20 protein-coding genes and 2 riboswitches are annotated in these 23,507 nt (G+C 61.2%); of the genes, 13 read left to right on the top strand and 7 right to left on the bottom strand.

The genetic code is table 11. From position 1 onward, the window contains the following. Positions 1-40: 40 nt before the first annotated feature. From NHAM_RS08315 to NHAM_RS08300, 4 genes are all read right to left on the bottom strand, one after another. Positions 41-1,120, bottom strand: a complete 1,080-nt coding sequence (locus NHAM_RS08315; protein ID WP_081434946.1) for an IS630 family transposase — start codon at positions 1,118-1,120, stop codon at positions 41-43. 237 nt (positions 1,121-1,357) lie between these two features. Next, positions 1,358-2,701, bottom strand: a complete 1,344-nt coding sequence (locus NHAM_RS08310) for an IS1380-like element ISNha3 family transposase (RefSeq protein ID WP_011510130.1) — start codon at positions 2,699-2,701, stop codon at positions 1,358-1,360. Between the two features lie 304 nt (positions 2,702-3,005). Further along, positions 3,006-3,491 (bottom strand): hypothetical protein, encoded by a 486-nt coding sequence (locus tag NHAM_RS08305; protein WP_011510129.1) that lies wholly within the window; start codon positions 3,489-3,491, stop codon positions 3,006-3,008. Positions 3,492-3,776: 285 nt separating this feature from the next. After that, positions 3,777-5,009, bottom strand: a complete 1,233-nt coding sequence (locus tag NHAM_RS08300) for a TrmJ/YjtD family RNA methyltransferase (protein ID WP_011510128.1) — start codon at positions 5,007-5,009, stop codon at positions 3,777-3,779. A gap of 312 nt (positions 5,010-5,321) precedes the next feature. On the opposite strand from NHAM_RS08300, the gene NHAM_RS08295 reads away from it, so the two are divergent. Next, the gene (locus NHAM_RS08295) at positions 5,322-6,539 is read left to right on the top strand and encodes an NADP-dependent isocitrate dehydrogenase (protein WP_011510127.1); all 1,218 of its coding nucleotides are present in this window, start codon (positions 5,322-5,324) and stop codon (positions 6,537-6,539) included. Between the two features lie 69 nt (positions 6,540-6,608). After that, the gene (locus NHAM_RS08290; RefSeq protein ID WP_011510126.1) at positions 6,609-7,007 is read left to right on the top strand and encodes a VOC family protein; all 399 of its coding nucleotides are present in this window, start codon (positions 6,609-6,611) and stop codon (positions 7,005-7,007) included. Between the two features lie 31 nt (positions 7,008-7,038). Here NHAM_RS08290 and alaS read toward each other — a convergent pair whose 3' ends face one another. Next, a complete protein-coding gene (gene alaS / locus NHAM_RS08285) occupies positions 7,039-9,714 on the bottom strand; it encodes an alanine--tRNA ligase (RefSeq protein ID WP_041357852.1) in 2,676 nt (891 codons plus the stop codon). Between the two features lie 255 nt (positions 9,715-9,969). Then, positions 9,970-10,073: riboswitch (glycine riboswitch) on the top strand. Then, a riboswitch (glycine riboswitch) is annotated at positions 10,074-10,158 on the top strand. Positions 10,159-10,208: 50 nt separating this feature from the next. Between alaS and gcvT the strand changes: the two genes are divergently transcribed. The 3 genes from gcvT (at position 10,209) to gcvP (ending at position 14,697) form a co-directional block, all read left to right on the top strand. Beyond that, positions 10,209-11,372: a glycine cleavage system aminomethyltransferase GcvT gene (gcvT, locus tag NHAM_RS08280; protein WP_011510124.1), complete on the top strand. Its 1,164-nt coding sequence runs from the start codon at positions 10,209-10,211 to the stop codon at positions 11,370-11,372. Between the two features lie 9 nt (positions 11,373-11,381). Further along, a complete protein-coding gene (gcvH, locus tag NHAM_RS08275; RefSeq protein WP_011510123.1) occupies positions 11,382-11,747 on the top strand; it encodes a glycine cleavage system protein GcvH in 366 nt (121 codons plus the stop codon). Between the two features lie 73 nt (positions 11,748-11,820). Beyond that, entirely contained in the window at positions 11,821-14,697 is a 2,877-nt protein-coding gene (gene gcvP, locus NHAM_RS08270) for an aminomethyl-transferring glycine dehydrogenase (RefSeq protein ID WP_011510122.1), read from the top strand. 538 nt (positions 14,698-15,235) lie between these two features. On the opposite strand, the gene recA is transcribed toward gcvP, so the two are convergent. Together recA and NHAM_RS23990 are read right to left on the bottom strand one after the other, a co-directional pair. Next, a complete protein-coding gene (recA, locus tag NHAM_RS08265) occupies positions 15,236-16,324 on the bottom strand; it encodes a recombinase RecA (RefSeq protein WP_011510120.1) in 1,089 nt (362 codons plus the stop codon). A gap of 389 nt (positions 16,325-16,713) precedes the next feature. Further along, positions 16,714-17,238 (bottom strand): helix-turn-helix domain-containing protein, encoded by a 525-nt coding sequence (locus tag NHAM_RS23990; protein ID WP_011510119.1) that lies wholly within the window; start codon positions 17,236-17,238, stop codon positions 16,714-16,716. A gap of 53 nt (positions 17,239-17,291) precedes the next feature. On the opposite strand from NHAM_RS23990, the gene NHAM_RS08255 reads away from it, so the two are divergent. From NHAM_RS08255 to NHAM_RS08220, 8 genes are all read left to right on the top strand, one after another. Next, entirely contained in the window at positions 17,292-17,513 is a 222-nt protein-coding gene (locus NHAM_RS08255) for a DNA-binding protein (RefSeq protein WP_011510118.1), read from the top strand. After that, positions 17,510-19,513, top strand: coding sequence for a hypothetical protein (locus tag NHAM_RS08250; RefSeq protein WP_011510117.1), 2,004 nt, complete (start codon positions 17,510-17,512; stop codon positions 19,511-19,513). The genes NHAM_RS08255 and NHAM_RS08250 overlap by 4 nt, the downstream gene beginning before the upstream one ends. 2 nt (positions 19,514-19,515) lie before the next feature. Beyond that, positions 19,516-20,235 (top strand): ATP-binding protein, encoded by a 720-nt coding sequence (locus NHAM_RS08245; protein ID WP_011510116.1) that lies wholly within the window; start codon positions 19,516-19,518, stop codon positions 20,233-20,235. Continuing rightward, positions 20,232-20,576: a hypothetical protein gene (locus NHAM_RS08240; RefSeq protein ID WP_011510115.1), complete on the top strand. Its 345-nt coding sequence runs from the start codon at positions 20,232-20,234 to the stop codon at positions 20,574-20,576. Before NHAM_RS08245 ends, NHAM_RS08240 begins: the two co-directional genes overlap by 4 nt. Before the next feature lie 10 nt (positions 20,577-20,586). Then, a complete protein-coding gene (locus NHAM_RS08235) occupies positions 20,587-20,982 on the top strand; it encodes a hypothetical protein (RefSeq protein ID WP_157043564.1) in 396 nt (131 codons plus the stop codon). Positions 20,983-21,257: 275 nt separating this feature from the next. After that, entirely contained in the window at positions 21,258-21,623 is a 366-nt protein-coding gene (locus NHAM_RS08230; protein ID WP_011510113.1) for a hypothetical protein, read from the top strand. Beyond that, complete coding sequence (locus NHAM_RS23985; protein ID WP_011510112.1) at positions 21,623-22,609, top strand: phage protease; 987 nt, start codon at positions 21,623-21,625, stop codon at positions 22,607-22,609. The genes NHAM_RS08230 and NHAM_RS23985 overlap by 1 nt, the downstream gene beginning before the upstream one ends. Continuing rightward, a complete protein-coding gene (locus NHAM_RS08220; protein ID WP_011510111.1) occupies positions 22,606-23,502 on the top strand; it encodes a Mu-like prophage major head subunit gpT family protein in 897 nt (298 codons plus the stop codon). The genes NHAM_RS23985 and NHAM_RS08220 overlap by 4 nt, the downstream gene beginning before the upstream one ends. Positions 23,503-23,507: the final 5 nt, after the last annotated feature.

Genomic DNA, 23,507 nt, shown 5'->3' with positions numbered 1-23,507 from the left:
TGGGAATCCCATCCCGGATTCAAATGTCAGACGCGATCCACTAGTGGATGGAATCTAACACTTGGTGCCCGCGTCTGACGGCTCGGATAATTTTGTTGGGATCGGCAGTCCATGTGAAGGGCTTCGGTTCGGCGTTATGTTCGATTACGAAGCGATTGATTGCAGCCTGCAGGTCGACGACCGATCGGAAGATGCCGCGTTTCAGTCGTCGTTTTGTGAGTTTGGCGAAGAAGCCCTCGACGGCGTTGAGCCAGGATGCTGATGTGGGCGTGAAGTGGAAGGCCCAGCGGGGATGCCGGGCCAACCACTGGCGCACTTTCGGGTGCTTGTGGGTTGCATAGTTGTCGACGATAGCGTGGATTTGCTTTCGCGGCGGCACCTGCGCTTCGACGGCGTTGAGGAAGCGGATGAACTCCTGGTGCCGATGGCGCTGCATATTGCGGCCAATGACGGTGCCGTCGAGGACGTTGAGGGCCGCAAACAGTGTCGTCGTGCCATGACGCTTGTAGTCGTGGGTCATCGTCCCGGCGCGACCCTTCTTTATTGGCAAGCCGGGCTGGGTGCGGTCGAGCGCCTGGATTTGGCTTTTTTCATCGACCGAGAGAACGACGGCATGGGCGGGCGGATCGACATAGAGGCCGACGACATCGCGCAATTTGTCGACGAAGCGCGGGTCAGTGGAGAGCTTGAACTGTTTCACCCGGTGCGGCTGCAGCCCATGGGCGCGCCAGATGCGTTGAACGGAACTCGCGCTGATATCGACGACCTTCGCCATCATGGCCGAGGTCCAGTGGGTCGCCTCTGCTGGCGGCTCGGTCCGGGTGAGCGCCACGACGCGTTCAGCGATGCCCGACCCCAGCGGCGGAATGCGCGAGGGGCGTGTCTTATCGTGCAGGAGGCCGTCATAACCCGCCACCATGAAGCGTTCCTGCCAGCGCCACACACAGGTCTTCGACTTGCCGGTCCGGCGCATGATCTCATGGGTGCCGAAACCGTCCGCGCTCAACAGTACGATCTCGGCCCGCCAAACATGCTTGTGTGGGGTGTTCCGATTCCGCGCCAGCGCCTTCAGATGGCGGCGGTCGGCAGGCTTAAGGGTGATGAAAATTCCGGTTCGCATGCGCCAGACTCGCATGCATCCAGTCAGATGGGAATCCCATCCCGGATTCAAATGTCAGACGCGATCCACTAGCCCGTCCTATTCGTGAGAGTGCGGTTTTTTGGTTCGATTGATGTGACTGCACATCTCCTCGGACGAGGCGCATAGGATTGCCTTCGGCTTTTCACCGCCTGACGACCGGTACTTTGCAACGCGTTTGAGGGATGGGTTGGGCGAAGGGGGCGCACGCCCCGGCGGTCAAGGACCGTGTGGCAGCAGCGAGCCCGGCAAGCTGCGGAAGAGGTCGGCTTCGGGACATGCCGCGGCGAACGCGAGGCGAATGCGGCTCGCGGTCTCGACGACCCTGGCTGCGATTTTCAAGAGACGAAGACGCAGCGTCGCGAACTCGGCAGTGGCCAATTCGCGGGCTTTGGGAATGGCGTCGCGCACGGTCAGCATCAGCCAATAAGCGGCGGTATGGAGCACGAGACGGACCTGGTTGGCGAGCGCCGAACGGCAACTGGTGCGATCGGAGGCGAGCTGCGTCTTATGCAGCTTGATCAGGTTCTCGGCCTGGCCGCGCGCGCAATACAGGCTGTCGTAGATCCACTCGGCCGAGCCGGCATCGAGGCTGGTGACGACGAAGCGGATGTCGAGGCCGAGCATCGTCGCCTCAATACGGGCGACGGTGCGCCGTTCGCGATCCCAGGACTTGGCCTTGTGGCGCGTCTCGGTATAGCCGCGCAGAACAGCCAGGTTCTCGATGGCGCGTCGGGTGCGGATGTCGTCAGCGACCTCGTCGACTTTTCTGGCGAGCGGCTTGGTGCCGGACAGGCCGAAGATGTAGTCGATGCCGTTGTTCTCGCACCACGTCATCGCCTCCGGCCGGGCATAGTGCCCGTCGCCACGGACCGTAATTCGCGTGTTGTGCCATCGCGTGCGGATGTGCCGTACCAGGCGGCGCAGATGGGCGCGCACCTCGACGCCGCCCGGCGTCTTGCCCGGCCGCAGCACGACCGCCACGGGCCGGCTCTTCTCCGTGTCGTAGACGTGGATCGGCAAGAAGCAGCGTTCGTCATAATGAGCGTTGAACAGCGAGAGCTGCTGATGACCGTGGACGACATCGCAGGTATCATCGATGTCGAGCGTGACGGATGCCGGCTCGCGCGGGTAGCTATCCATCCATGCGTCGACCAAAGTGTAGGTCAGCCGGATCACGTCGCGCAGGCGCGGAGCATTCTCCAGGCGCGACAGCGTCGGTTGGGAACACAGATCGCGACCGCTGTCCGGCAGCCGTCCGCAGGCCAGCTTGAATGCCGGATCGGACCGCAGATGATCGAGGTCGTCGGCGTCCTCGTAGCCGCAGCAGATCGCGAACATGCGAGCGCGAAACATATCGACAAGGCTGTGCACGACCCGCGTCGGGTCGCGCCGGTCCGGGAACACCCGGGCCAACTTGTCGGCCAAACCGAGACGTCGCTCGGCCGTCGCCAGAAGCATCACGCCCCCGTTCGATGTCAAGCGACCGCCATCGAAGGCAGCTGTGACTTTCTTGGCGTGAACGGCTGGAAACGAGAATGGCAGAATCGTATCATCGGTCATGGCGGGCGTGGCGTTCGCGATTGAAGGTCATGGGGTTGGCTTCGCAACCGAATCCTACGCCGCATCAGCGCTTTACACCACGCTCGCCAGCCTCTCAGGCGCACTCTCACGAATAAGACGGGCTAGGAGTTCTCGAAATACTTCCATCACCTAAGAAGCCTGATGAGAGATAGCTCATGGAGCGGGAATTAGCGAAGCGTGACCCGCATTTCGTAGCACAAATTAACAGAGCAAGAGACTTCGCTGTGTGCCCAACGGGCTAACGCTAAACTGAGGCGACCGCGCATCGAAAGGCGACTCGGCGTTATTCACTGATCAAAAAAAAATCTCCAAGCATCTGCAAAACAAAGCCTAAGAAAAGGAACAGTACGCCGCGCTTCTTGTAATAGAAGAAGCTGATCGGATGGTCGTTAATCTTCTCCTCGTTTATACCCTCTGGCATAATCAACTCTCGCATCGCTGAAGAGGGATAATTGTCGTATTCATTTGGTTTAAACCCGCTGAGTGAGTGGGTGATCTCCTCAAGGAGAAACAGGCGCGCCGCTCCGGCAATATCGAACAAGAGACCTGAAGCAGTGAGCACATGACCAGTGTTCCAGAAAAAGGAGACAGGAATTAACGCGACCGCTACCAAGAGCGTGATCTGAATACCGGCACGTATGCGAATTAAAGACGTAGTGTCGTCATTGCCGATAACAAATCTGAGCACAGGATCGATGGCGTATGCCCATAATTTGTCTCCGACCTTCGCAAAAATTGAATACTCTGGGCGACCACCTAAACCGTACATACGGCCACTCCTGATCGTTAGCTTTGCGCCAATTGCATTCCCAACTCACCGCCAGTTCTCGTCATCTGGATCGGGCTCATCCTCGGAAAGGTGCGCAACGGCGGCGAGCGTCTCGCGGACCGTTTTCGGAGCTATGAACGATTGGGTAAATACCTCTGCGTGAGTTATAGGCGACTCCGTGTCATCTGTTTCTCGCCAATTTACATCGCAGGCACCGACCACATAGGATGATCCCTGAGAGCAGGCACTTCCGGAATTCGAGTAACAACAAGCTCGATCAGCGATTCATCGCTGCCCATCGTGCCCTACGGCCCCCTCGCCCTCCCCCGCCGCCATCCTCACCGCCAACCCGTCCAGCACGCGCGCCAAATCCGCCTCCACCGCCGCCGCCTCGATCTCGACGACGCGATAGCCGCGCTCGGCCAGCCAGGCACCACGGCCTGCGCGGTCGCGCGCGATGGTGTCGCTCTCGTTCGGATTCACCAGTTCGATCGCGATGCGTTGCACGAACGACACGAAATCCGGAATGTGCCGGCCGACCGGTGTCTGCCGCTTGAACTGGCCGGCGAAGCGGCGGTCGCGGGTTAGCGATTGCCACAGGATGCGCTCGGCGTCGGTCGGATTTCGTCTGAGCAGCCGCGCCAGCCCGCGCACCGTGCTGCTGCTGTCTGCGGAAGCCCCTCCCGGCCCCTGCTCGGCCAGCAATGCCCGCAGCCGCGTCGCTTGCGCGCCGTCGAGCACCCCGCCCTTGGCCGGTCCCTTGCGCCCCTCAGCGATGGCCATGACCACGCCGTGCAGCGTGTGCATGTCCTGCTTGGTCGGCTCCATGCGGGTGAAGATGTTGCGCAGGTTGACCAGCATGGTGTCGCGCTTCTCGGCCGGGCGGAGGAATTCGACCTTGTCGAGTTCGCTGACGAGATTGTCGAAGAACGCCTGCATCTGGTGCTGGGAGGCCCGCTCCGAGCGTTCCGGCATGGCGAACGGCAGCGCGGCCCGCGTCACCAGTTTGAACCATTCGTAACCCATCAGCAGCACCGCCTGCGCCAGGTTGAGCGAGGCAAAGCCCGGATTGACGGGATAGGTGATGATGCGGTCGGCCATCGCCACCTCTTCATTCAGCAGGCCGGCGCGCTCGCGGCCGAACAGGATGCCGACATGGCCGCCGGCCGCGATCTGCACGGTCGCCTCAGCGGCCGCCGCTTCCGGCGCCACCACCGGCTTGGCCTGATCGTGGGCGCGCGCGGTGGTCGCTAACAGCAGCGTGCAGTCGGCGACCGCGGCCTCCACGGTGTCGAACAGCTCGACGTGCTTGAGGATATGGTCGGCGCCCGCCGCCGCGCGCTGGGCCGCGACATTGGGCCAGCCGTCGCGCGGGTTGACGATGCGCAGCCGCGTCAGGGCGAAATTGCCCATGGCGCGCGCCGCCATGCCGATGTTCTCGCCGAGCTGCGGCTCGACCAGAATCACGGTGGGGCCGACCGCGTCGATGCCGGTTTTTGTCCTGTCGGTGCCGGACATCTCGCTTCACTTTCTGCGTTCGGGTCTTAGATTCTGATTCAACGGCGCAAAGGCCGTGTCTTCGATTGCGCCTTTACGAGTTTTTCTCAAGTAAAATAATCAGCTTATGGATTAGCCCTGACTCTCCGGCGGAAGGTGAGCGCCTGCCGCCAAGATGCAGACCGGGGCCCGCTCGCGAAGCGTCAGAACATCCGGAAAATCAGCGCTGTAAGGCGGCGCGTTCGGCTTCCGCCTGCACCATCGCGATGCTATAGCCCGAAATGGCCAGGCTGCCCTCCCGAAGCGCGTTATCCCGAAAAGGCCCGATCTCACATGGCAAAAATCAAGGTGACCAATCCCGTCGTTGAACTCGATGGCGACGAGATGACCCGGATCATCTGGCAATACATCAAGGACAAGCTGATTTATCCGTTCCTGGATATCGACCTGATGTATTTCGACCTGGGAATGGAGTCCCGCGACCAGACCGACGATCGGGTCACGATCGACGCGGCTAACGCCATCAAGAAGGTGGGCGTCGGCGTGAAGTGCGCCACCATCACGCCGGACGAGGCGCGGGTGAAGGAATTCGGTCTCAAGCATATGTGGAAGTCGCCGAACGGCACCATCCGCAACATCCTCGGCGGCGTGATCTTCCGCGAGCCGATCCTCTGCAAGAACGTGCCCCGCCTTGTCCCAGGCTGGAGCAAGCCGATCATCATCGGCCGCCATGCCTACGGCGACCAGTATCGCGCCACCGAAATCAAGTTCCCGGGCAAGGGCACCCTGAGCATGAAGTTCGTCGGCGAGGACGGCACGGTGATCGAGCACGAGGTGTTCAAGGCGCCCGGCCCCGGAGTCGCGATGGAAATGTATAATCTCGACGCGTCCATCATCGACTTCGCGCGCGCCTCGCTCAATTACGGCCTGCTGCGCGGCTACCCGGTCTATCTGTCGACCAAGAACACCATCCTCAAGGTCTATGACGGCCGCTTCAAGGACATCTTCCAGGACATCTACGACCGCGAGTTCAAGACACAGTTCGAGGCTCGCAAGCTGACCTACGAGCATCGCCTGATCGACGACATGGTGGCCTCGGCGCTGAAATGGTCCGGCGGCTATGTCTGGGCCTGCAAGAACTACGACGGCGACGTGCAGTCGGATACGGTGGCGCAGGGCTACGGCTCGCTCGGCCTGATGACGTCGGTGCTGCTGACCCCGGACGGACAGACCGTCGAGGCGGAAGCCGCCCACGGCACCGTGACCCGGCACTATCGCGAGCACCAGAAGGGCAAGGAAACCTCCACCAACTCCATCGCCTCGATCTTCGCCTGGACCCGCGGCCTGTCGCATCGCGCCAAGCTCGACGACAATGAGGCACTGGCGAATTTCACGGCCACGCTCGAAAAGGTCTGCGTCGAGACCGTCGAAGCCGGGTTCATGACCAAGGACCTGGCGCTTCTCGTCGGAGCCGACCAACGCTGGCTGTCCACCACCGGCTTCCTCGACAAGGTGGCGGGCAATCTCACCAAGGCGATGGCGGTAGTGTAACGCTCAATCCATTTTTGTTCTTGATATGTTCCAATCGACAGCATAGCTTCCTCCGAAACGGAGGACGCTATGATCGCTTATGTCACCATCGGCGCAATTGACGGCGATAAATCGGGCGACTTTTACGATGCCTTCTTTGATCCCATTGGCAGCGAACGCAAACTCGCGGGCGGCGGCTGGATCGGTTACGGCAAAACGGGTCCCGGCAAAACCATGATGGATTGCGATACCGCGATCTGCTCACCGTTCGACGGCAAGGCCGCGCGGGCGGGAAATGGCATCATGGTCGCTTATGCCGCGCCCTCGCCGGAGGCAGTGAAAGCCGCGTATGACGGTGGGATGAAGAACGGCGGCACTGACGAAGGAGCGCCGGGCTTTCGCCCACCGGATGCGAAATCCGGATTTTACGCAGCGTATCTGCGCGATCCGACCGGCAACAAGCTGTGTGTGTTTTGCGTGGTGCAATGAGCAGCCGCTCGAACCGCGAGCATCGGATGGCTTAGCCGCCCATTGCCGCGGCGATGGCGTCGAGCGCGGCGCCCGCTTTGGCGCCATCCGGACCGCCGGCCTGCGCCATGTCCGGTTTGCCACCGCCGCCCTTGCCGCCGAGCACTTCCGACGCCTTGCGCACAAGATCGACCGCCGAGAAGCGCGTCACGAGATCGGGCGTCACGCCGACCACGATGCTCGCCTTGCCGTCGCCGCTGGTCGCGACCAGCGCAACCACGCCCGAACCCAGTTGCTTCTTGCCCTGATCGGCGAGGTTCTTGAGATCCTTGATCTCGATGCCCTCGACCGAACGCGCCATCAGCTTGATGCCGCCGACATCGCGCACGCCCGCCGCGCCGGACGATGCGCTCGCGGCCCCGCCGCCCATGGCGAGTTTCTTGCGCGCTTCGGACAGTTCGCGCTCGAGTTTCTTGCGTTCCTCCATCAGCGAGGTGATCCGCGGCGGCATATCGTCGAGCGTGGTGCGCAACTCGCCGGCGGCGGTTTTCGCAAGCTGGATGGCGTCGTTGGCGTGATGGCGCGCATGATGCCCGGTCAGCGCCTCGATCCGGCGCACGCCCGAGGCGACCGCGCTTTCGCCGGTCACCGAGATCAGCCCGATATCGCCGGTGCGTTTCACATGGGTGCCGCCGCAGAGCTCGACCGACCAGCCAAGCGCGTTGCTCGCCGCGCCCTGCCGCCCCGTGCTGCCCATGGACACCACGCGCACCTCGTCGCCGTACTTTTCGCCGAACAGCGCCCGTGCCCCGGCCTCGCGCGCATCGTCCACCGCCATCAGGCGGGTCGTCACCTCGCCGTTCTCCAACACGACGTCGTTGGCGATGTCCTCGATGCGGCGCAGCTCGTCCGCGCTGATCGGTTTGTTGTGGACGAAATCGAACCTCAGCCGCTCCGGCGCGACCAGCGAGCCGCGCTGCGCGATGTGATCGCCGAGTACCTGCCGCAGCGCCTCGTGCAGCAAATGGGTCGCGGAATGGTTGGCGCGGATCGCGCCGCGCCGGGCGCGGTCAACCTCCAGCGCCAGCGCCATGCCGGGCGTGAGTGTGCCCTGCTCGACGGTGCCGAGATGCACGAACAGATCGCCTGCCTTCTTCTGCGTATCGGTGACGCGGACGCGCACGCCATCGCCGGTCAGAATGCCGGTGTCGCCGACCTGACCGCCGGATTCGCCATAGAACGGCGTCTGGTTCAAAACGATGGCCCCGCTCTCGCCGGCCTTGAGGCTGTCGGCTTCCTTGCCGTCCTTCACGAGCGCAGCGACGGCGCCCTCCGCGATCTCGGTCTCGTAGCCGAGAAATTCCGTGGCCCCGAGTTTTTCGCGCAAAGGAAACCAGATCGTCTCAGTGGCGGCCTCGCCCGAGCCCGACCACGACGCCCTCGCCTTGGCCTTCTGCTGTTCCATCGCATCGGTGAACGATGCGATATCCACGCCGATGCCGCGCGCACGCAACGCGTCCTGCGTCAGATCGAGCGGGAAGCCGTAGGTGTCGTACAGCGTGAACGCGGTCTCGCCGTCGAACATGTCGCCTTTCTTCAGCGACGCGCTCTTCTCGTCGAGAATAGAGAGCCCGCGCTCCAGCGTCTTGCGGAAGCGCGTCTCCTCGAGCCGCAGCGTTTCCTCGATCAATGGCCGCGCGCGCTGCAACTCGGGAAAGGCCTCCCCCATCTCGCGCACCAGCACACCGACCAGCCGCCACATCAGCGGCTCCTTCGCGCCGAGCAATTGGGCGTGACGCATCGCGCGCCGCATGATCCGGCGCAGCACGTAGCCGCGGCCTTCGTTCGACGGCAGCACGCCGTCGGCGATCAGGAACGAGGTTGCGCGCAAGTGATCTGCGATCACGCGCAGCGACGCCTTCATCGGGCCATGCGGGTCCGCGCCGGTCAGATCGGCCGCGGCGCGGATCAGCGCGACGAACAGGTCGATGTCGTAGTTGTCGTGCTTGCCCTGAAGCACGGCGGCCACGCGCTCAAGACCGGCGCCGGTGTCGATCGACGGCTTCGGCAGGTTGAGGCGGCTGCCGTCCGGCAGCTTCTCGTATTGCATGAATACGAGATTCCATATCTCGACGAAACGGTCGCCATCCTCGTCCGGCGATCCCGGAGGCCCGCCGGGAATTTTGTCGCCGTGATCGTAGAAGATCTCCGAGCACGGACCGCACGGGCCGGTGTCTCCCATCTGCCAGAAATTGTCGGCGCCGGCGATGCGGATGATGCGCGAGTCCGGCAGGCCTGCGATCTTCTTCCAGAGTCCGAACGCCTCATCGTCGTCGATGTAGACGGTGGCGATGAGCTTGTCCTTCGGCAGGCCGAATTCCTCAGTCACCAGTTTCCACGCCAGTTCGATGGCGCGGTCCTTGAAGTAGTCGCCGAACGAGAAGTTGCCGAGCATCTCGAAGAAGGTGTGGTGCCGCGCGGTATAGCCGACATTGTCGAGGTCGTTGTGCTTGCCGCCGGCGCGCACGCATTTCTGCGAGGTGGTGGCGCGCTGATAGGGCCGCTTCTCGACGCCCGTAAAGACGTTCTTGAACTGCACCATGCCCGCGTTGGTGAACATCAGCGTCGGATCGTTGCGCGGAACCAGCGGCGATGAGGGCACGATCTCGTGGCCGTTGGCCGCGAAGTAGTTCAGAAACGCCGACCTGATGTCGTTAACGCCGCTCATTGTGTTCCATCGCGTCAAAAGGGCTCGCGGCCCTGAGCGCGTATTCCGCAAAAGTGGATACCGGTTTTGCGATCAGAATACGCGCAAGTTAGCAGTCGCATTTTGTCCAGCGACCGCTTTTAGACGGGGGCGGCCGGGCTGTCCAGAAAGTGTGCAGGAGGATCAGGGGGTTGGCCGATTCAAATAACATCCGTTGAAAGATGCTGCACTGCGTTGACAGCCTTGCTGAAACCGTATTTTCCTCATATCTGCTTGTTAAGTCGCGTCGGGAGAGATCGGCCGTTTCTGAATGGAAACAGGCCGGCGCCGAAGGAGCAACCGCCCCGGAAACTCTCAGGCAAACGGACCGCGCGACTTGTTACATCTGGAAAGAGACCCTGCGGGCCGACAGCCCGGGAGGGTCCGCCGACGGGATAATACTCTCAGGCACAGCGACAGATGGGGTCTCTAACGGGTTTTCAGGGAATCGTCCCTTTGTAACCGCGAGGCTCCTGATGTCGACGGACGTTTCCGAAGCTCCGGTTCTGCAACGAACCCCCCTCCACGCCCTGCACTTGGCGCGCGGCGGCCGGCTGGTGCCGTTCGCGGGCCACGACATGCCGGTTCAGTACGCATCCGGCGTCCTGAAGGAACATCTCCATACCCGTGCCGGCGCCGGCCTGTTCGATGTCTCGCACATGGGCCAGATCGCGCTGCGGCCCAAATCCGGCAAGGTCGGGGACGCCGCGCTCGCACTGGAACGGCTGGTGCCGCAGGACATCGTGGCGGTCGCGCCGGGACGGCAGCGCTACGCCCTGTTCACCAATGCGGCCGGCGGCCTGCTCGACGACCTGATGGTGGCCAATTTCGGCGACCACCTGTTTCTGGTGGTCAACGGGGCCTGCAAGGCCGCCGACGAGGCGCATCTGCGCGAGCACCTTTCCGATGTCTGCACGATCGAGGTCCTCGCGGATCGCGCGCTGGTCGCGCTGCAGGGCCCGAAGGCGGCGTCGGTGCTGGCGAAGGCCTGCCCTGAAGCGCCCGCGATGCGCTTCATGGATGCCGGGCCTCACCAGGTCCGAATCGCCGGGGGAGCCATCGCCTGCTTCGTCTCGCGCTCCGGCTACACCGGCGAAGACGGCTTCGAGATCTCTATTCCCGCTGCACAGGCCGAAGCGCTGGTGTCCGGGCTGCTCGACGATCCGGACGTGATGCCGGTCGGCCTCGGCGCCCGCGACAGCCTGCGGCTCGAGGCGGGCCTCTGCCTTTACGGTCATGACATCGACGCAACGACAACGCCGGTCGAGGCCGCGCTGGAATGGTCGGTGCAGAAAAGCCGGCGCAGCGGCGGCGCGCGTGCCGGCGGTTTCCCCGGCGCGAACGTAATTCTCCCCCAATTCGAGCAAGGCGCGTCCCGCCGCCGCGTCGGGCTGAGGCCGGAAGGCCGTGCGCCGGTGCGCGAAGGCGCGCCGCTGTTCGCCGATGCAAGCTCCTCCGATCCGATCGGCACCGTGACATCGGGCGGCTTCGGCCCGAGCCTCAATGCCCCGATCGCGATGGGCTATCTGCCGCCATTGCACGCCGCCATCGGCGGCACGGTTTTTGCTGACGTGCGCGGACAGCGGCTGCCGCTGCGCGTGTCCGAGATGCCTTTCGTTCCCCATAATTACAAGCGCTGAGGATTTGTCATGACCGTTTTATACACCACCGATCACGAATGGCTCCGTATCGAGGGCGACACCGCCACCATCGGCATCACCGACCACGCACAGTCGCAGCTCGGCGACATCGTGTTCGTCGAACTGCCAAAAGTCGGACGCCAGTTGAAGAAAGCCGAAACTGCTGCGGTGGTCGAGTCGGTCAAGGCGGCCTCCGACGTTTATGCGCCGATTACGGGTGAAGTCCTTGAAGTCAACGATGCGCTCAGCGCGGAGCCGGCGCTGGTCAATTCCGACGCCGACGGCAAGGCGTGGCTGTTCAAGCTCAGAATCGCCGACAAAAGCGAGCTCGGCGGTCTGATGAATGAGGCCGCCTACAAGGCGCACACGGCGTGAGCATTCCTGTCGTGCCCGGCACAAAACGGGACATGACGCATTAAACTTAACTTATGCATCGAGGAGCAATTCGATGACCGCCCGTGAAGAGCCCGCCACCACCTTCGCGCGCCGCCATATCGGCCCGTCGTCACGCGATATCGCCGCGATGCTGGAAACCGTCGGCGCGAAGAGCCTCGCGGCATTGATGAACGAGGCGCTGCCGCCGTCGATCCGGCAGGCGGCGCCGCTCGATCTCGGCCAAGGCTTAAGCGAAGGCTTAAGCGAAACCGAAGCGCTGGCGCACATGCAGAGTCTCGCCGCGCAGAACCAGGCGTTCACCTCGCTGATCGGGCAAGGCTATTCCGGCACGATCCTGCCGGCGGTGATCCAGCGCAACATCCTGGAAAACCCGGCGTGGTACACAGCCTACACGCCCTATCAGCCGGAAATCAGCCAGGGGCGGCTGGAAGCGCTGTTCAATTTCCAGACCATGATCTGCGACCTCACCGGTCTCGATGTCGCCAACGCCTCGCTGCTCGACGAAGCGACCGCGGTGGCCGAAGCGATGGCGCTCGCCGAGCGCGCATCATCGGTGAAAACAAAAGCCTTCTTCGTCGATCACGAGGTGCATCCGCAGACGCTGGCGGTGCTGCGCACCCGCGCCGAACCGCTGGGCTGGACGCTCGTCACCGGCGATCCGCTGCGCGATCTCGACAAGGCGGACGTGTTCGGCGCGGTGCTGCAATATCCGGGCACATCCGGCGTGGTGCGCGACCTGCGCCCCGCGATCTCAACACTGAAGGCCAAGGGCGGTCTTGCGGTGGTCGCCGCCGACCTGCTGGCGCTGACGCTGCTGGCCTCCCCCGGCGTGCTCGGCGCCGACATCGCAGTTGGATCGGCGCAACGCTTCGGCGTGCCGATGGGCTATGGCGGCCCGCACGCGGCCTACATGGCGGTGCGCGACACGCTGAAGCGGCTGCTGCCCGGCCGCATCGTCGGCCTCTCCGTGGACTCCCGCGGGGCACCGGCCTATCGCCTCGCTTTGCAGACCCGCGAGCAACATATCCGCCGCGAGAAAGCAACCTCCAACATCTGCACCGCGCAGGTGCTGCTGGCGGTGATCTCCTCGATGTACGCAGTCTATCATGGCCCCGAAGGACTGGCGCAGATCGCGCGCACCGTGCATCGCCGCACCGCGACATTGGCGGCGGGACTGACGAGGCTCGGCTTCGCGCCGCTCAACGATGCAGCTTTCGATACGCTGACCGTGAGCGTCGGCGACCGGCAAAACGAGATTGCCGGGCGCGCGCTCAGCCAGGGCATCAACCTGCGGATCAACGCCGACCATACGCTCGGCATCGCGCTCGACGAACTCACCACGCCGGAGATCGTCGAAGCGGTGTGGCGCACATTCGGCGCCGCGTTCTCTTACGCCGACGTCGAAGCGCACGCCCCCGACCTGCTGCCTGCCGATCTCGGCCGCAGAACAGCCTATCTGACCCATCCGGTATTTCACGCGCACCGCTCGGAAACCGAACTGCTGCGCTACATGCGAAAGCTCAGCGACCGCGACCTTGCACTCGACCGCGCGATGATCCCGCTCGGCTCCTGCACGATGAAGCTCAACGCCACCACCGAAATGATTCCGCTGACGTGGCCGGCATTCGCGGGCCTGCATCCGTTCGCGCCGTGCGAGCAGGCGGAGGGTTATTACGCGCTGTTCGAAGAATTTGAACAATGGCTGATCGACATCACCGGCTACGATGCGATCTCGCTGCAGCCCAACTCCGGCGCACAGGGCGAATATGCCGGGCTGCTGGCGATCCGCGGCTATCACGCAGCGCGCGGCGATAGTCACCGCACGGTGTGCCTGATCCCCTCCTCGGCGCACGGCACCAATCCGGCCTCCGCCAACATGGCCGGCATGGAGGTCGTGGTGGTGGCCTGCGATGCGCGCGGCGATGTCGACGTCGACGATCTCAGGGCCAAGGCGGCGCAGCACGCCGACCGGCTCGCCGCGATCATGATCACCTATCCCTCGACGCACGGCGTGTTCGAGGAGCGCATCCGCGAGATCTGCGACATCGTGCATAGCCACGGCGGACAGGTCTATCTCGACGGCGCCAACATGAACGCGCAAGTCGGCCTGTCGCGGCCCGGCGATTACGGCGCCGACGTCAGCCATCTCAACCTGCACAAGACCTTTTGCATCCCGCACGGCGGCGGCGGACCGGGCATGGGCCCGATCGGCGTGAAAGCGCACCTCGCATCCTTCCTTCCCGGCCACCCCGCGACCGACGGCGCCACGCCGCCCGCGGTCGGAGCGGTCTCGGCGGCGCCGTTCGGCTCGGCCTCGATCCTGACCATTTCCTACATCTACGTCCTGATGATGGGCGGCGAAGGCCTGACGCGCGCCACCGAAGTCGCGATTCTCAACGCCAACTATGTCGCACAACGGCTCGATCCGCACTTTCCGGTGCTGTACCGCAACGTGAAGGGCCGGGTCGCGCATGAATGCATCATCGATCCCCGCGCGCTGAAGGCCGAAACCGGCGTCACCGTGGACGATATCGCCAAGCGGCTGATCGACTACGGCTTCCATGCCCCGACCATGAGTTTTCCGGTACCGGGCACGTTGATGATCGAGCCGACCGAATCCGAATCGAAGGCGGAACTGGATCGATTCTGCGACGCCATGATCGCGATCCGGCGAGAAATCGCGGAGATCGAGGCCGGACGCTGGAGCGTCGAGGCATCGCCGCTGCGCCACGCGCCGCATACGGTGCACGACATCGCCGACGATACCTGGTCTCGGCCCTACAGCCGGGCCCAGGGCTGCTTTCCGGCTGGCACCTCGCGGTTGGACAAATACTGGTGCCCGGTCGGACGAGTCGACAATGCCTACGGCGATCGCAACCTCGTCTGTTCCTGCCCGCCGATGGAAGACTACGCGCAGGCGGCGGAGTAGCGAGATCGCCGCCCTCCGGAGGGTCTGGCCGAAAATGAGGCGTCATCGTCCGCGAAAACGGACGATCCGGTCACCGAACGTGCGCGACCGAAGTCAGGGAGCAATATGACGACTGGATACTCCGCTTTCGCGGAGCATGATGACTTTCGTATTGCACGCGACCGCAAAGCCGTTACGCGGGGAGGATGTCCTTCGAAGGTGGCCAAAAAACAAACCGGACGCTGGGGATGTCGGCAACTCAACATCCACAGCGCCCGCCTGCTTCCGAAAGGCGCGACATACGCTTCCGCGAAGGATTCCCGTCTTCGCGGGTCGCACCGAACCCGAGCCGCACAAGCCCGAGCCTCGGAAATAAACCTCAGCCGGCCGACCTTCAGAGCGTTTTCGAACGAGGCATGTCCTTGAGCTTGACCCGAGGATGGATACCGGTTCGCATGAAGAAAACGCGTCAAATCAAAATCAGAGCCCGCTTCTGATTCCATCAGAAGCGAAAGGGCTCGAGAACTCCCGCTTCTGATTCCATCGGAAGCGGAAAGGGTCAGTCCTCCGCCGGCTCCTCGCCGTCGGCATCGCGCTCAGGACTGCCAACCAGAATCTGCTCGGCGAGCAGACCCGAATTCTGCCGGATCGCTACCTCGATTTTCGCGGTGATGTCGGGATTAGCCCGCAAAAACGCTTTCGCGTTCTCGCGACCCTGCCCCATGCGCTGGCTGTCATGGGAGAACCAGGCGCCGGATTTTTCGACGATACCGGCCTTGACGCCGAGATCGAGGATTTCGCCCATCTTGGAGATGCCCTCGCCGTACATGATGTCGAACTCGACCTGCTTGAAAGGCGGCGCCAGCTTGTTCTTCACCACCTTGACGCGGGTCTGGTTGCCGACCACCTCGTCGCGCTCCTTGATCGCGCCGATGCGGCGGATGTCGAGGCGCACAGAGGCATAGAATTTCAGCGCATTGCCGCCGGTCGTGGTTTCCGGCGAGCCGTACATCACCCCGATCTTCATGCGGATCTGGTTGATGAAGATCACCATGGTGTTGGACTTGTTGATCGAGGCGGTGAGCTTGCGCAGCGCCTGGCTCATCAGCCGTGCCTGCAGTCCGGGCAGCGCGTCGCCCATCTCGCCCTCGAGTTCGGCACGCGGCACCAGCGCCGCGACCGAGTCGATGATCAGTACATCCACAGCGCCGGAGCGCACCAGCGTATCGGCGATTTCCAGCGCCTGCTCACCGTGATCGGGCTGCGATATCAGGAGGTCGTCGACCTTGACCCCAAGCTTGCGGGCATAGATCGGATCGAGCGCGTGCTCGGCGTCGATGAAGGCGCAGATACCGCCCTTCTTCTGCGCTTCCGCCACGGTATGGAGCGCCAGCGTGGTCTTGCCGGAGGATTCCGGACCGTAAATCTCAACCACCCGCCCCTTCGGCAGGCCACCGACGCCAAGCGCGATGTCGAGCCCGAGCGAGCCCGAGGAAATCACCTCGATGTCCATCGACTTGTCGTTCTTGCCGAGCTTCATCACCGAGCCCTTGCCGAACTGACGCTCGATCTGGGACAGCGCGGCGGACAGGGCCTTCGACTTATCCATGGAGGATCCTTCGACGATACGCAGGGCAGCTTGAGACATGGGCCGGGCTCCTTATGAACGGGATTCGCGGAGGGGACAACGAATGGGCTGTGGATCATCAGGTAAAACAAACGTACCTCATTTGTTCTTAGTTCGCAATATGTTCTTTTGCCGGCGCGAGCAGATATATACCCTTAGTGGAGCGGAAAACGCTATTTGGCGGACGCTCGCCAGAGCTAATTGGCGGTAGAGCGATCTAAGTCGTTGATTTCAAAACTGGGCGCGGGTCCGCAATCGGTCCACGATAGATTGTGTCAAAATCGCGGTGCCAATTATCGTTGGCTAAATCGGGATTCTTATAAATAACAAGTGCTTAGGCTATTCGCGTTGCGAACCCTTCACCTGTGACAAGTGAAGTTGCGCGGAATATTGCGGACCCATTGCGGACCCTACCGCTGCTGCCGAGCGGCAAGCTCCGCATCCAGCATTTCAATTGCGACGATAGCGGCTTTTCTCGCATCGACGCCACTTAGTCCCCTGTGAACTACCAGTTCGTACATCGCTTTTTCGGCTCGTTCGTATTGAACCGAGATGGAAGATGCAGCCGCCTCCAAAGTCTCGGCAGGCTTGTGGCCTTTACCGATAGAGAGAAGCCCAGCGCGAACAATCAACTGAAGTGCCGCCCTGATGAATTCGGGATCAAGGTTTGATGGCAACCGCGATGACGCAACGCTGCCGCTCCCAGCTAGAAGATAATCCAACGAAATCCCCTTGCTGATCGACGCGTAGACCGCCTCGGCATAGGGGACGGAATTTCTCGCTTTCCACTTGGAAATGTTTGCCCTCGCCGTGCGCAACTCGTCAGCAAGGGCCGCGTCTGACGAAACCCCGAACACTTCCTTGAGGCGATCAATTACTGCCCGCGCGCCAAACCGGGCATCGGCGGGATCGTTCGAGCTTGCGTATGTGGACATTTTGGTAACTGTATGACACCATATTGGTACTATACTGATTCAGGGAGGTTACCATGATGACCGCCAACCAGGTAAAGGCTAAGTTCGAAGCCGAGGGAATATCGGTGGCGGAATGGGCGCGGGCCAAGGGCTACAACCTTCGCACCGTGTACGCCGTTCTTAGCGGTCGCCGAAAGTCCCAGAGGGGAATTGGGCACCAGATCGCGGTTGATCTGGGCCTCAAAGCTGAGCCGAAAAAACTACTTTTCCGCCCGCTGGTAAATGCAGCCGAATGACCGCTCGGCTGACAACGGCAGAGTTTGCCGAGCTTGCCGACATATCGGCGCGCAAGGCGCGGAGTGCCATCGCGCGCGCCCTCGAAGGGAAAACTTGGCGCGGGTTTCAGTTAGTTGTCGATCCGGTTACGGGCGGCCGTGGTGGCGTTGCTGGGCATTCTTACCTCGTGCGCGTCGACTCCCTGCCAACCGACCTTCAACAGCGTTTGAAGGTCACCTCAAGGCCGGTACTCCGGATTGCGGGATTAACCGAACAACGCGGCGCGGAGCGGGATTGGTGGCTGCGAATCCTCGGACCGTTGCTGGCCATGACAGATGGGCCAGACCGTAAATCTGCGGTCGATGCGCTCGCCGACCGGCGCGATCTCACCAACTGGCGCGGCCGGCCGATTCGGCTGACCCCACGCACGATCTATCGTCGCCTGCAAAAATATCGCGAGAATGGCCCCCTCGCCTTCGCGCCGCGCGCCCGCGCCGATAAAGGCCGATCCAAGGTGGTTATCTCACTCGCGGCCGAACAAGCCATTCCGTTCGACACAGAGACCTGGGAGCGCATCGCCGACGAACTGCGCAACTACATTCGTGGCCATTGGAAGGCCGGCGAAACTCTCAAGCTAATCGAGGGTCGCAGCAACATCAAATTCCGTGAGCTGATCGCGGACGCCGGCTTTTCCTACTTCAATTCCATCCCCGAAAACGCCCTGCTCGTTCCGCGCCGATTCGTCGTTGCCGAGCGACATTATCGGAACGTTCACACGCTGTACCACGATCGCAAGTCCTATGAAGATAACCGGTTCCGGACTCAGCGCTCACGCTCATTCTTGAAACCGATGGATTGGGTAATCGGCGACGTTCACCCCATCGATATCCTTTGCACACGGGATGACGGCTCAACAGCACATGCCCGGATGCTGGGTTGGCTTGATGGCGCGACGAACCGCCTACGCTTCGACCTTGTGCTATGCGAGGCCGGCACGGGCATTCGCAATGCCGACCTGATCCAGAGCTTCTGCCACATGCTCTGCGATCCAACGTGGGGTATGCCGCGAACGCTCTACATCGACAACGGCAGCGAGTATCGGTTCGCGGAAAAAATAAACGATGCGTTGCAACTCGTTTCGCAATTGCGTGGCACTGACGGCCGCACAACGCGCGTGGTCCACGCTCAACCATACAATGCCTCCGCCAAGCCAATCGAAGGCATGTTCGCCATCGTCGAAAAGATGCTTCAAGGCGTGCCGGGCCACACCGGCGGCGATCGCATGAACAAAAAGACCGAACGCGTCGGCCGGCCAACCAAGGCATTCCCCGGCACGTTCGACATGCTTCGTGACGTCATACGAGGTCGAATCCACGAAATGGAAATGTATCCGATGCGCGGTCATCTCGCCGGCCGATCGCCTCGCCAAGCGTATGAGGCTGCGATCGAGCAAGGTTGGCAACCCGTCACCGTTGACGATCGCGAAATACTGACCGTCTTTGCTGACGACCGCGTCTGCACGATCGCGAAAGGCGTCATCAACGTCAACGGACGGCGTTGGGCCTGCGATGAAATGTCAGGCTACTTCAAATCTAAGATCATCGCACGCATCCCGAAATACTGGCCACCACAACGGATGGCGCTGCTGGATTACAAGACACGCGAGATCATCGGTATCGCCGACCCAGTCGAGGCATTTGCTTTTGATGATCCGCGCGGCGCGATGCTCTCCAAGCAGGTCGATAAGGCTCGCCGCAAGGCCATCCGACAACTAGACCGCAGCACACCCGATGTTGACACGCTCGCCGAAGGGCTTCGCCTTGCTGCGCAGATGACAGATGCAACGGTCGCCACGCCGATCGCAAGGATCGGTCTTTCCGACGAAGCCGCAGTAATCGCGCGCCACATAAGCGAAACGCCGGCGGCCCGTGCCGATCGCCAGCACGAAAAGAACCTCAAAGCTCAGCGCCGGCAAAGCATCGCCCTCGATAACACCCTGAAGGCGCTCAAGGGAAAATGATCATGACGTTTGTCGAAACATCGGTGTCACGCGACATTTTCCGCACGATCGACCTTGCGCGAGAGTTGCAGAAAAACGGAGCCATCGTTGGACGGCCGGGCGTGGGCAAGTCCTTTGCGCTCGCTGCTTATGTGAAAGCAGCCAATGAAGGCATCCATTTCGATCGACCTGTATCATTTTTTACAGTCACCGCCATCACCGGGAATGCCTTGCGAGACCTTTTCCGCGAAGTGGCTAACTCAATGAGTATGAGCATCGATGGCAGCCTTGCCAATATGCAAAGGCAAATGATGCAGTACGATTTATCCGGGCGCGCACTAATTATCGATGAAGCGCAGAACCTGAAGCTTCAGGCGTTCCGCGAGCTGTTGCACCTGCATGACTTCACAAACATGAGCCTAATTTTTTGCGGAAACAGCGAAGTCCTGAAGCGCGTCAACACCGACAAAGGCGTCTTTGCGCAAATCAGCCGGCGCGTTCCCATCCGCGCCGAAGTCAACAGCATCCTTGATGAAGACATAGACCGTCTGTCGAACACCTTCGGCGTTGAAGGCTTGGACGCCTATAAAATGTTGCGCCTGATCGGCCGCGCACACCACACGGACGGTGTTGTCAGCGTCCTAGAAGTAGCCCGGCGTTTCGCCAGCAATAGAGTCATCAAGTCAGAACACATCCGCCGCGCATGCGAACCATTCCCCCACTACCGGAGCGCCTTGAAATGAAATCTCGCCTCGAAACCGAACTCAACTGCGACTTTGGAATGCTTGATACCGACCAGCGCCTGAACGTCATCCGCGCGTTTGCGGAAGCATACCAGCTCGCTGCCGAACATTTTGTTGTGATGAACAACGCTATCGAACAGTGCACGCGCGAGCTGGCGCTGCGAACACAGTCGACGGAGGACGCCGCCGATATCAAGACGATGCACGCGCAATACATTGAAGTCGTCAACGAATATACGCGTGAGTTCACCGAGAGTCTGAAGGCAAGCGCCGGCCTGCTTATGGGAGTCCTGACGCTGTCGGGGCTTCAGATCGACAACCAATTTCCCACTGTGCAATGAGGAGAGCATTATGAACCAAACATTCTCTACACGCATGAAAGATATCGAACCAAACATCCGTACTCGATCGATTCACGAAAGAAAGGGCTACATGGCCGAGCGTGATCTAGCCCCAGATCAGCTCGACGAAGCCAGGGAACTATCCACCGAAATCCCAACCCCGGTTCTAAACGTATTGAAGCGAGTTGATGTTTTTAACGATGAAATTCAAGCGCTTTCATATCTTGCTAATGAAGCGTGGCGTTTAGCATTTAAGGCTGGCGAAAATCCGGCCACGGATGAACACTCTTTCTACCTTGCTCCCGTGATCCGCCGCATCAGCTACCTTTCCAGCGAAATCTCCTCGCTGCTCTATAACATCGATATTGATACGGCCTGTGGCAGCGAGTATCGAGCCGCTCTATAATCCCGAACTCTCCAAAACGCGATTAGCGGGCCGCTGGTGCGTTTGCGTAGCGGCCCGGTAGTTTGAGACATCAAGCCTTTTTAAGATGAAATTGAAGCACCTCAGCCCGATCTAGGCGGCTCGCAGGTGCTCAGGGTGTCAGGGGCACTCTCTTCCCGGCCGTTTCTCGGGAAATTACCCCGACAATTTCGAGAATCCCGTTTTGCCACGCTGAGGCCTCCGGCTGACACCTGTCAGGTTGTCCCCTGAGAGTTGTCAGCTTTACAACCGCCTTCATGGCCCACGCTCTGCCTGAAATTTTGGACGAAATTGCCTCCGTGATCGGGCACGAAGGTATGCTTGCGCTTGTGGCAGTGTGCGGTGGAACGCGCCCTTACATACCAACCGCCGCGAACGCCGATCATTGGCTTGTTACTGCCCTTGGCCAAGCTAACGCAACCGCACTTTGCGAGCATTTTTTCGGAGAGGCGATTGAAATTCCAGCCTACACCGCCGGCACGTATCTAAAATTGAGCCAAACCATCCAACAGCTTGATGACGGCAAGACAGTAGCTCGTGAAGTTGCTCGCAAAGCCGGCGTGACGCAACGTACCATATATCGTCACCGCCAACTTCGCCGCAAGGCAAAGAAAGGTGCTTGATGCCAGCCCCCTCAACCAACGTTGATTCCGTCGCCATCGCGCTGATGTCGCAGGTGGATGCCGCCAGCAACGATCAGTTCATTCACCTTGTCCCAGCCGGGACGTTCCATGGGCGCGACGGTCGCGGACCCTACAAGCTGACAAACCCCAATGCGGTAATCCTGGCAAGCCGACAGCACGCCGGCCGGCGGCAGATGCCGATAGACTATGATCATGCGATCGACCTTGCGACGCTAAAAGGCGGTGCCGCTCCGGCCGCAGGCTGGATCAAGGGCCTGCAATCGCGCGCCGATGGCATCTGGGGCATCGTCGAATGGACGCCGCGTGCAGCCGAGCAGTTGGCCAATCGCGAGTACCGTTATCTCTCGCCCGTTTTCAAACACGCGAGCGATGGCACGATCGGATGCCTGTTGCGCGCTTCGCTCACCAACAACCCGAATCTCGACCAGCTCACGGCGCTGGCCAGCATGGAGACGAACGACATGGATCGCCTGCCCGAACTGCGAACTGCACTCGGCCTATCCGATGAGGCCACGATCGACGACATTCTCGCGAAGATAGCCGAACTTACCACCGCGAGCCATGCCGCCGTGCCCGACCCAGCCAAATTTGTCCCGATCGGCGATTTTGAGCGCGTGGTAGCTGAGACCAACAAGCTCAACCAGGGCATTTCGCTACAGGCCGCAACTCAACACGTCACCGATCAGATCAAGATGTCAAATCTTCTGCCCTTCTTGAAGGACTGGGGCATTGCGCTGTGCAGCGTCAATAAGCCCGCCTTCGATACGTTCGTCGCGAAGACGAAGGGTGGACTGCATGGCCTCCTGACGCCGTCTCGCGCCAGCATGATTCCACCTGAGCGTGACTTAATAATCGGCGACCTGTCGCACGACGAAATGGCAATTGCGTCCAACCTCGGCCTAACAAGCGAGGCCTACCTCAAATCCAAAACAGCGCGCGTTGCGGCGCAGGAGACACAACGGTGATCATCAATCAGGCCAATCTCAACGCTCTGTTTGAGGGTTTCAACACGCGCTTCAATGAAGCTTTCGGCGGAGCAAAAAGCTACGTGGATTCGGTTGCGATGACAGTGCCGAGTTCTGCCCGGCAGGAGAATTACGCATGGATGGGAGCCATGCCAGGCTTCCGGGAATGGCTTGGCCCGCGCGTTGTCCAGAATCTGTCTCTTCAATCGTACATTCTCAAAAACGCATCATTCGAAAGCACGATCAGCGTCCCGCGCGATGATATCGACGACGATCAATATGGCGTATTCGGACCGATGTTTTCCGAAATGGGGCGGCGCGCGAAGACGCACCCTGACGAACTTCTGTTCGCGCTGATCAAAAACGCCTTCGCGACGCAATGCTATGACGGTCAGAATTTTTTCGATACTGACCATCCTGTCGGCGACGACGCGAATGCACCCGTAACGAGCGTGGCAAACACCGATAGCGGGTCGAGCGCGGCATGGTTTCTGTTGGACACGTCACGGGCGATCCGGCCGTTTATATGGCAGTTGCGCAAGCCCTATCAGTTGACCCGCAAGGACCAGCCAACCGATGATAACGTCTTCATGACCAAGGAATTCATCTACGGCACCGATGCACGTTGCAATGTCGGCCTCGGCCTATGGCAACTTGCCTGGGGATCGAAGCAGACACTTGATGCCGCCCACTATTCGGCCGCCCGCAAGGCGATGATGGCTTTCAAGGACGACGCCGGAAAGCTGCTCGGCGTCGTGCCAGATACGCTCGTTTGTGGGCCGACCAACGAAAGTGCTGCGCTCAAGTTGCTCAACTCGGAATACGCGTCCGGCGGCGAAAGCAACGAGTGGAAGGGCACCGCGAAGCTAATCGTCACGCCCTATCTCGATTAATAACA

The organism is Nitrobacter hamburgensis X14 (genome assembly GCF_000013885.1).
In the GTDB taxonomy this organism is placed as follows: domain Bacteria; phylum Pseudomonadota; class Alphaproteobacteria; order Rhizobiales; family Xanthobacteraceae; genus Nitrobacter; species Nitrobacter hamburgensis.
This window is presented reverse-complemented; position numbering and strand designations above follow the sequence as displayed.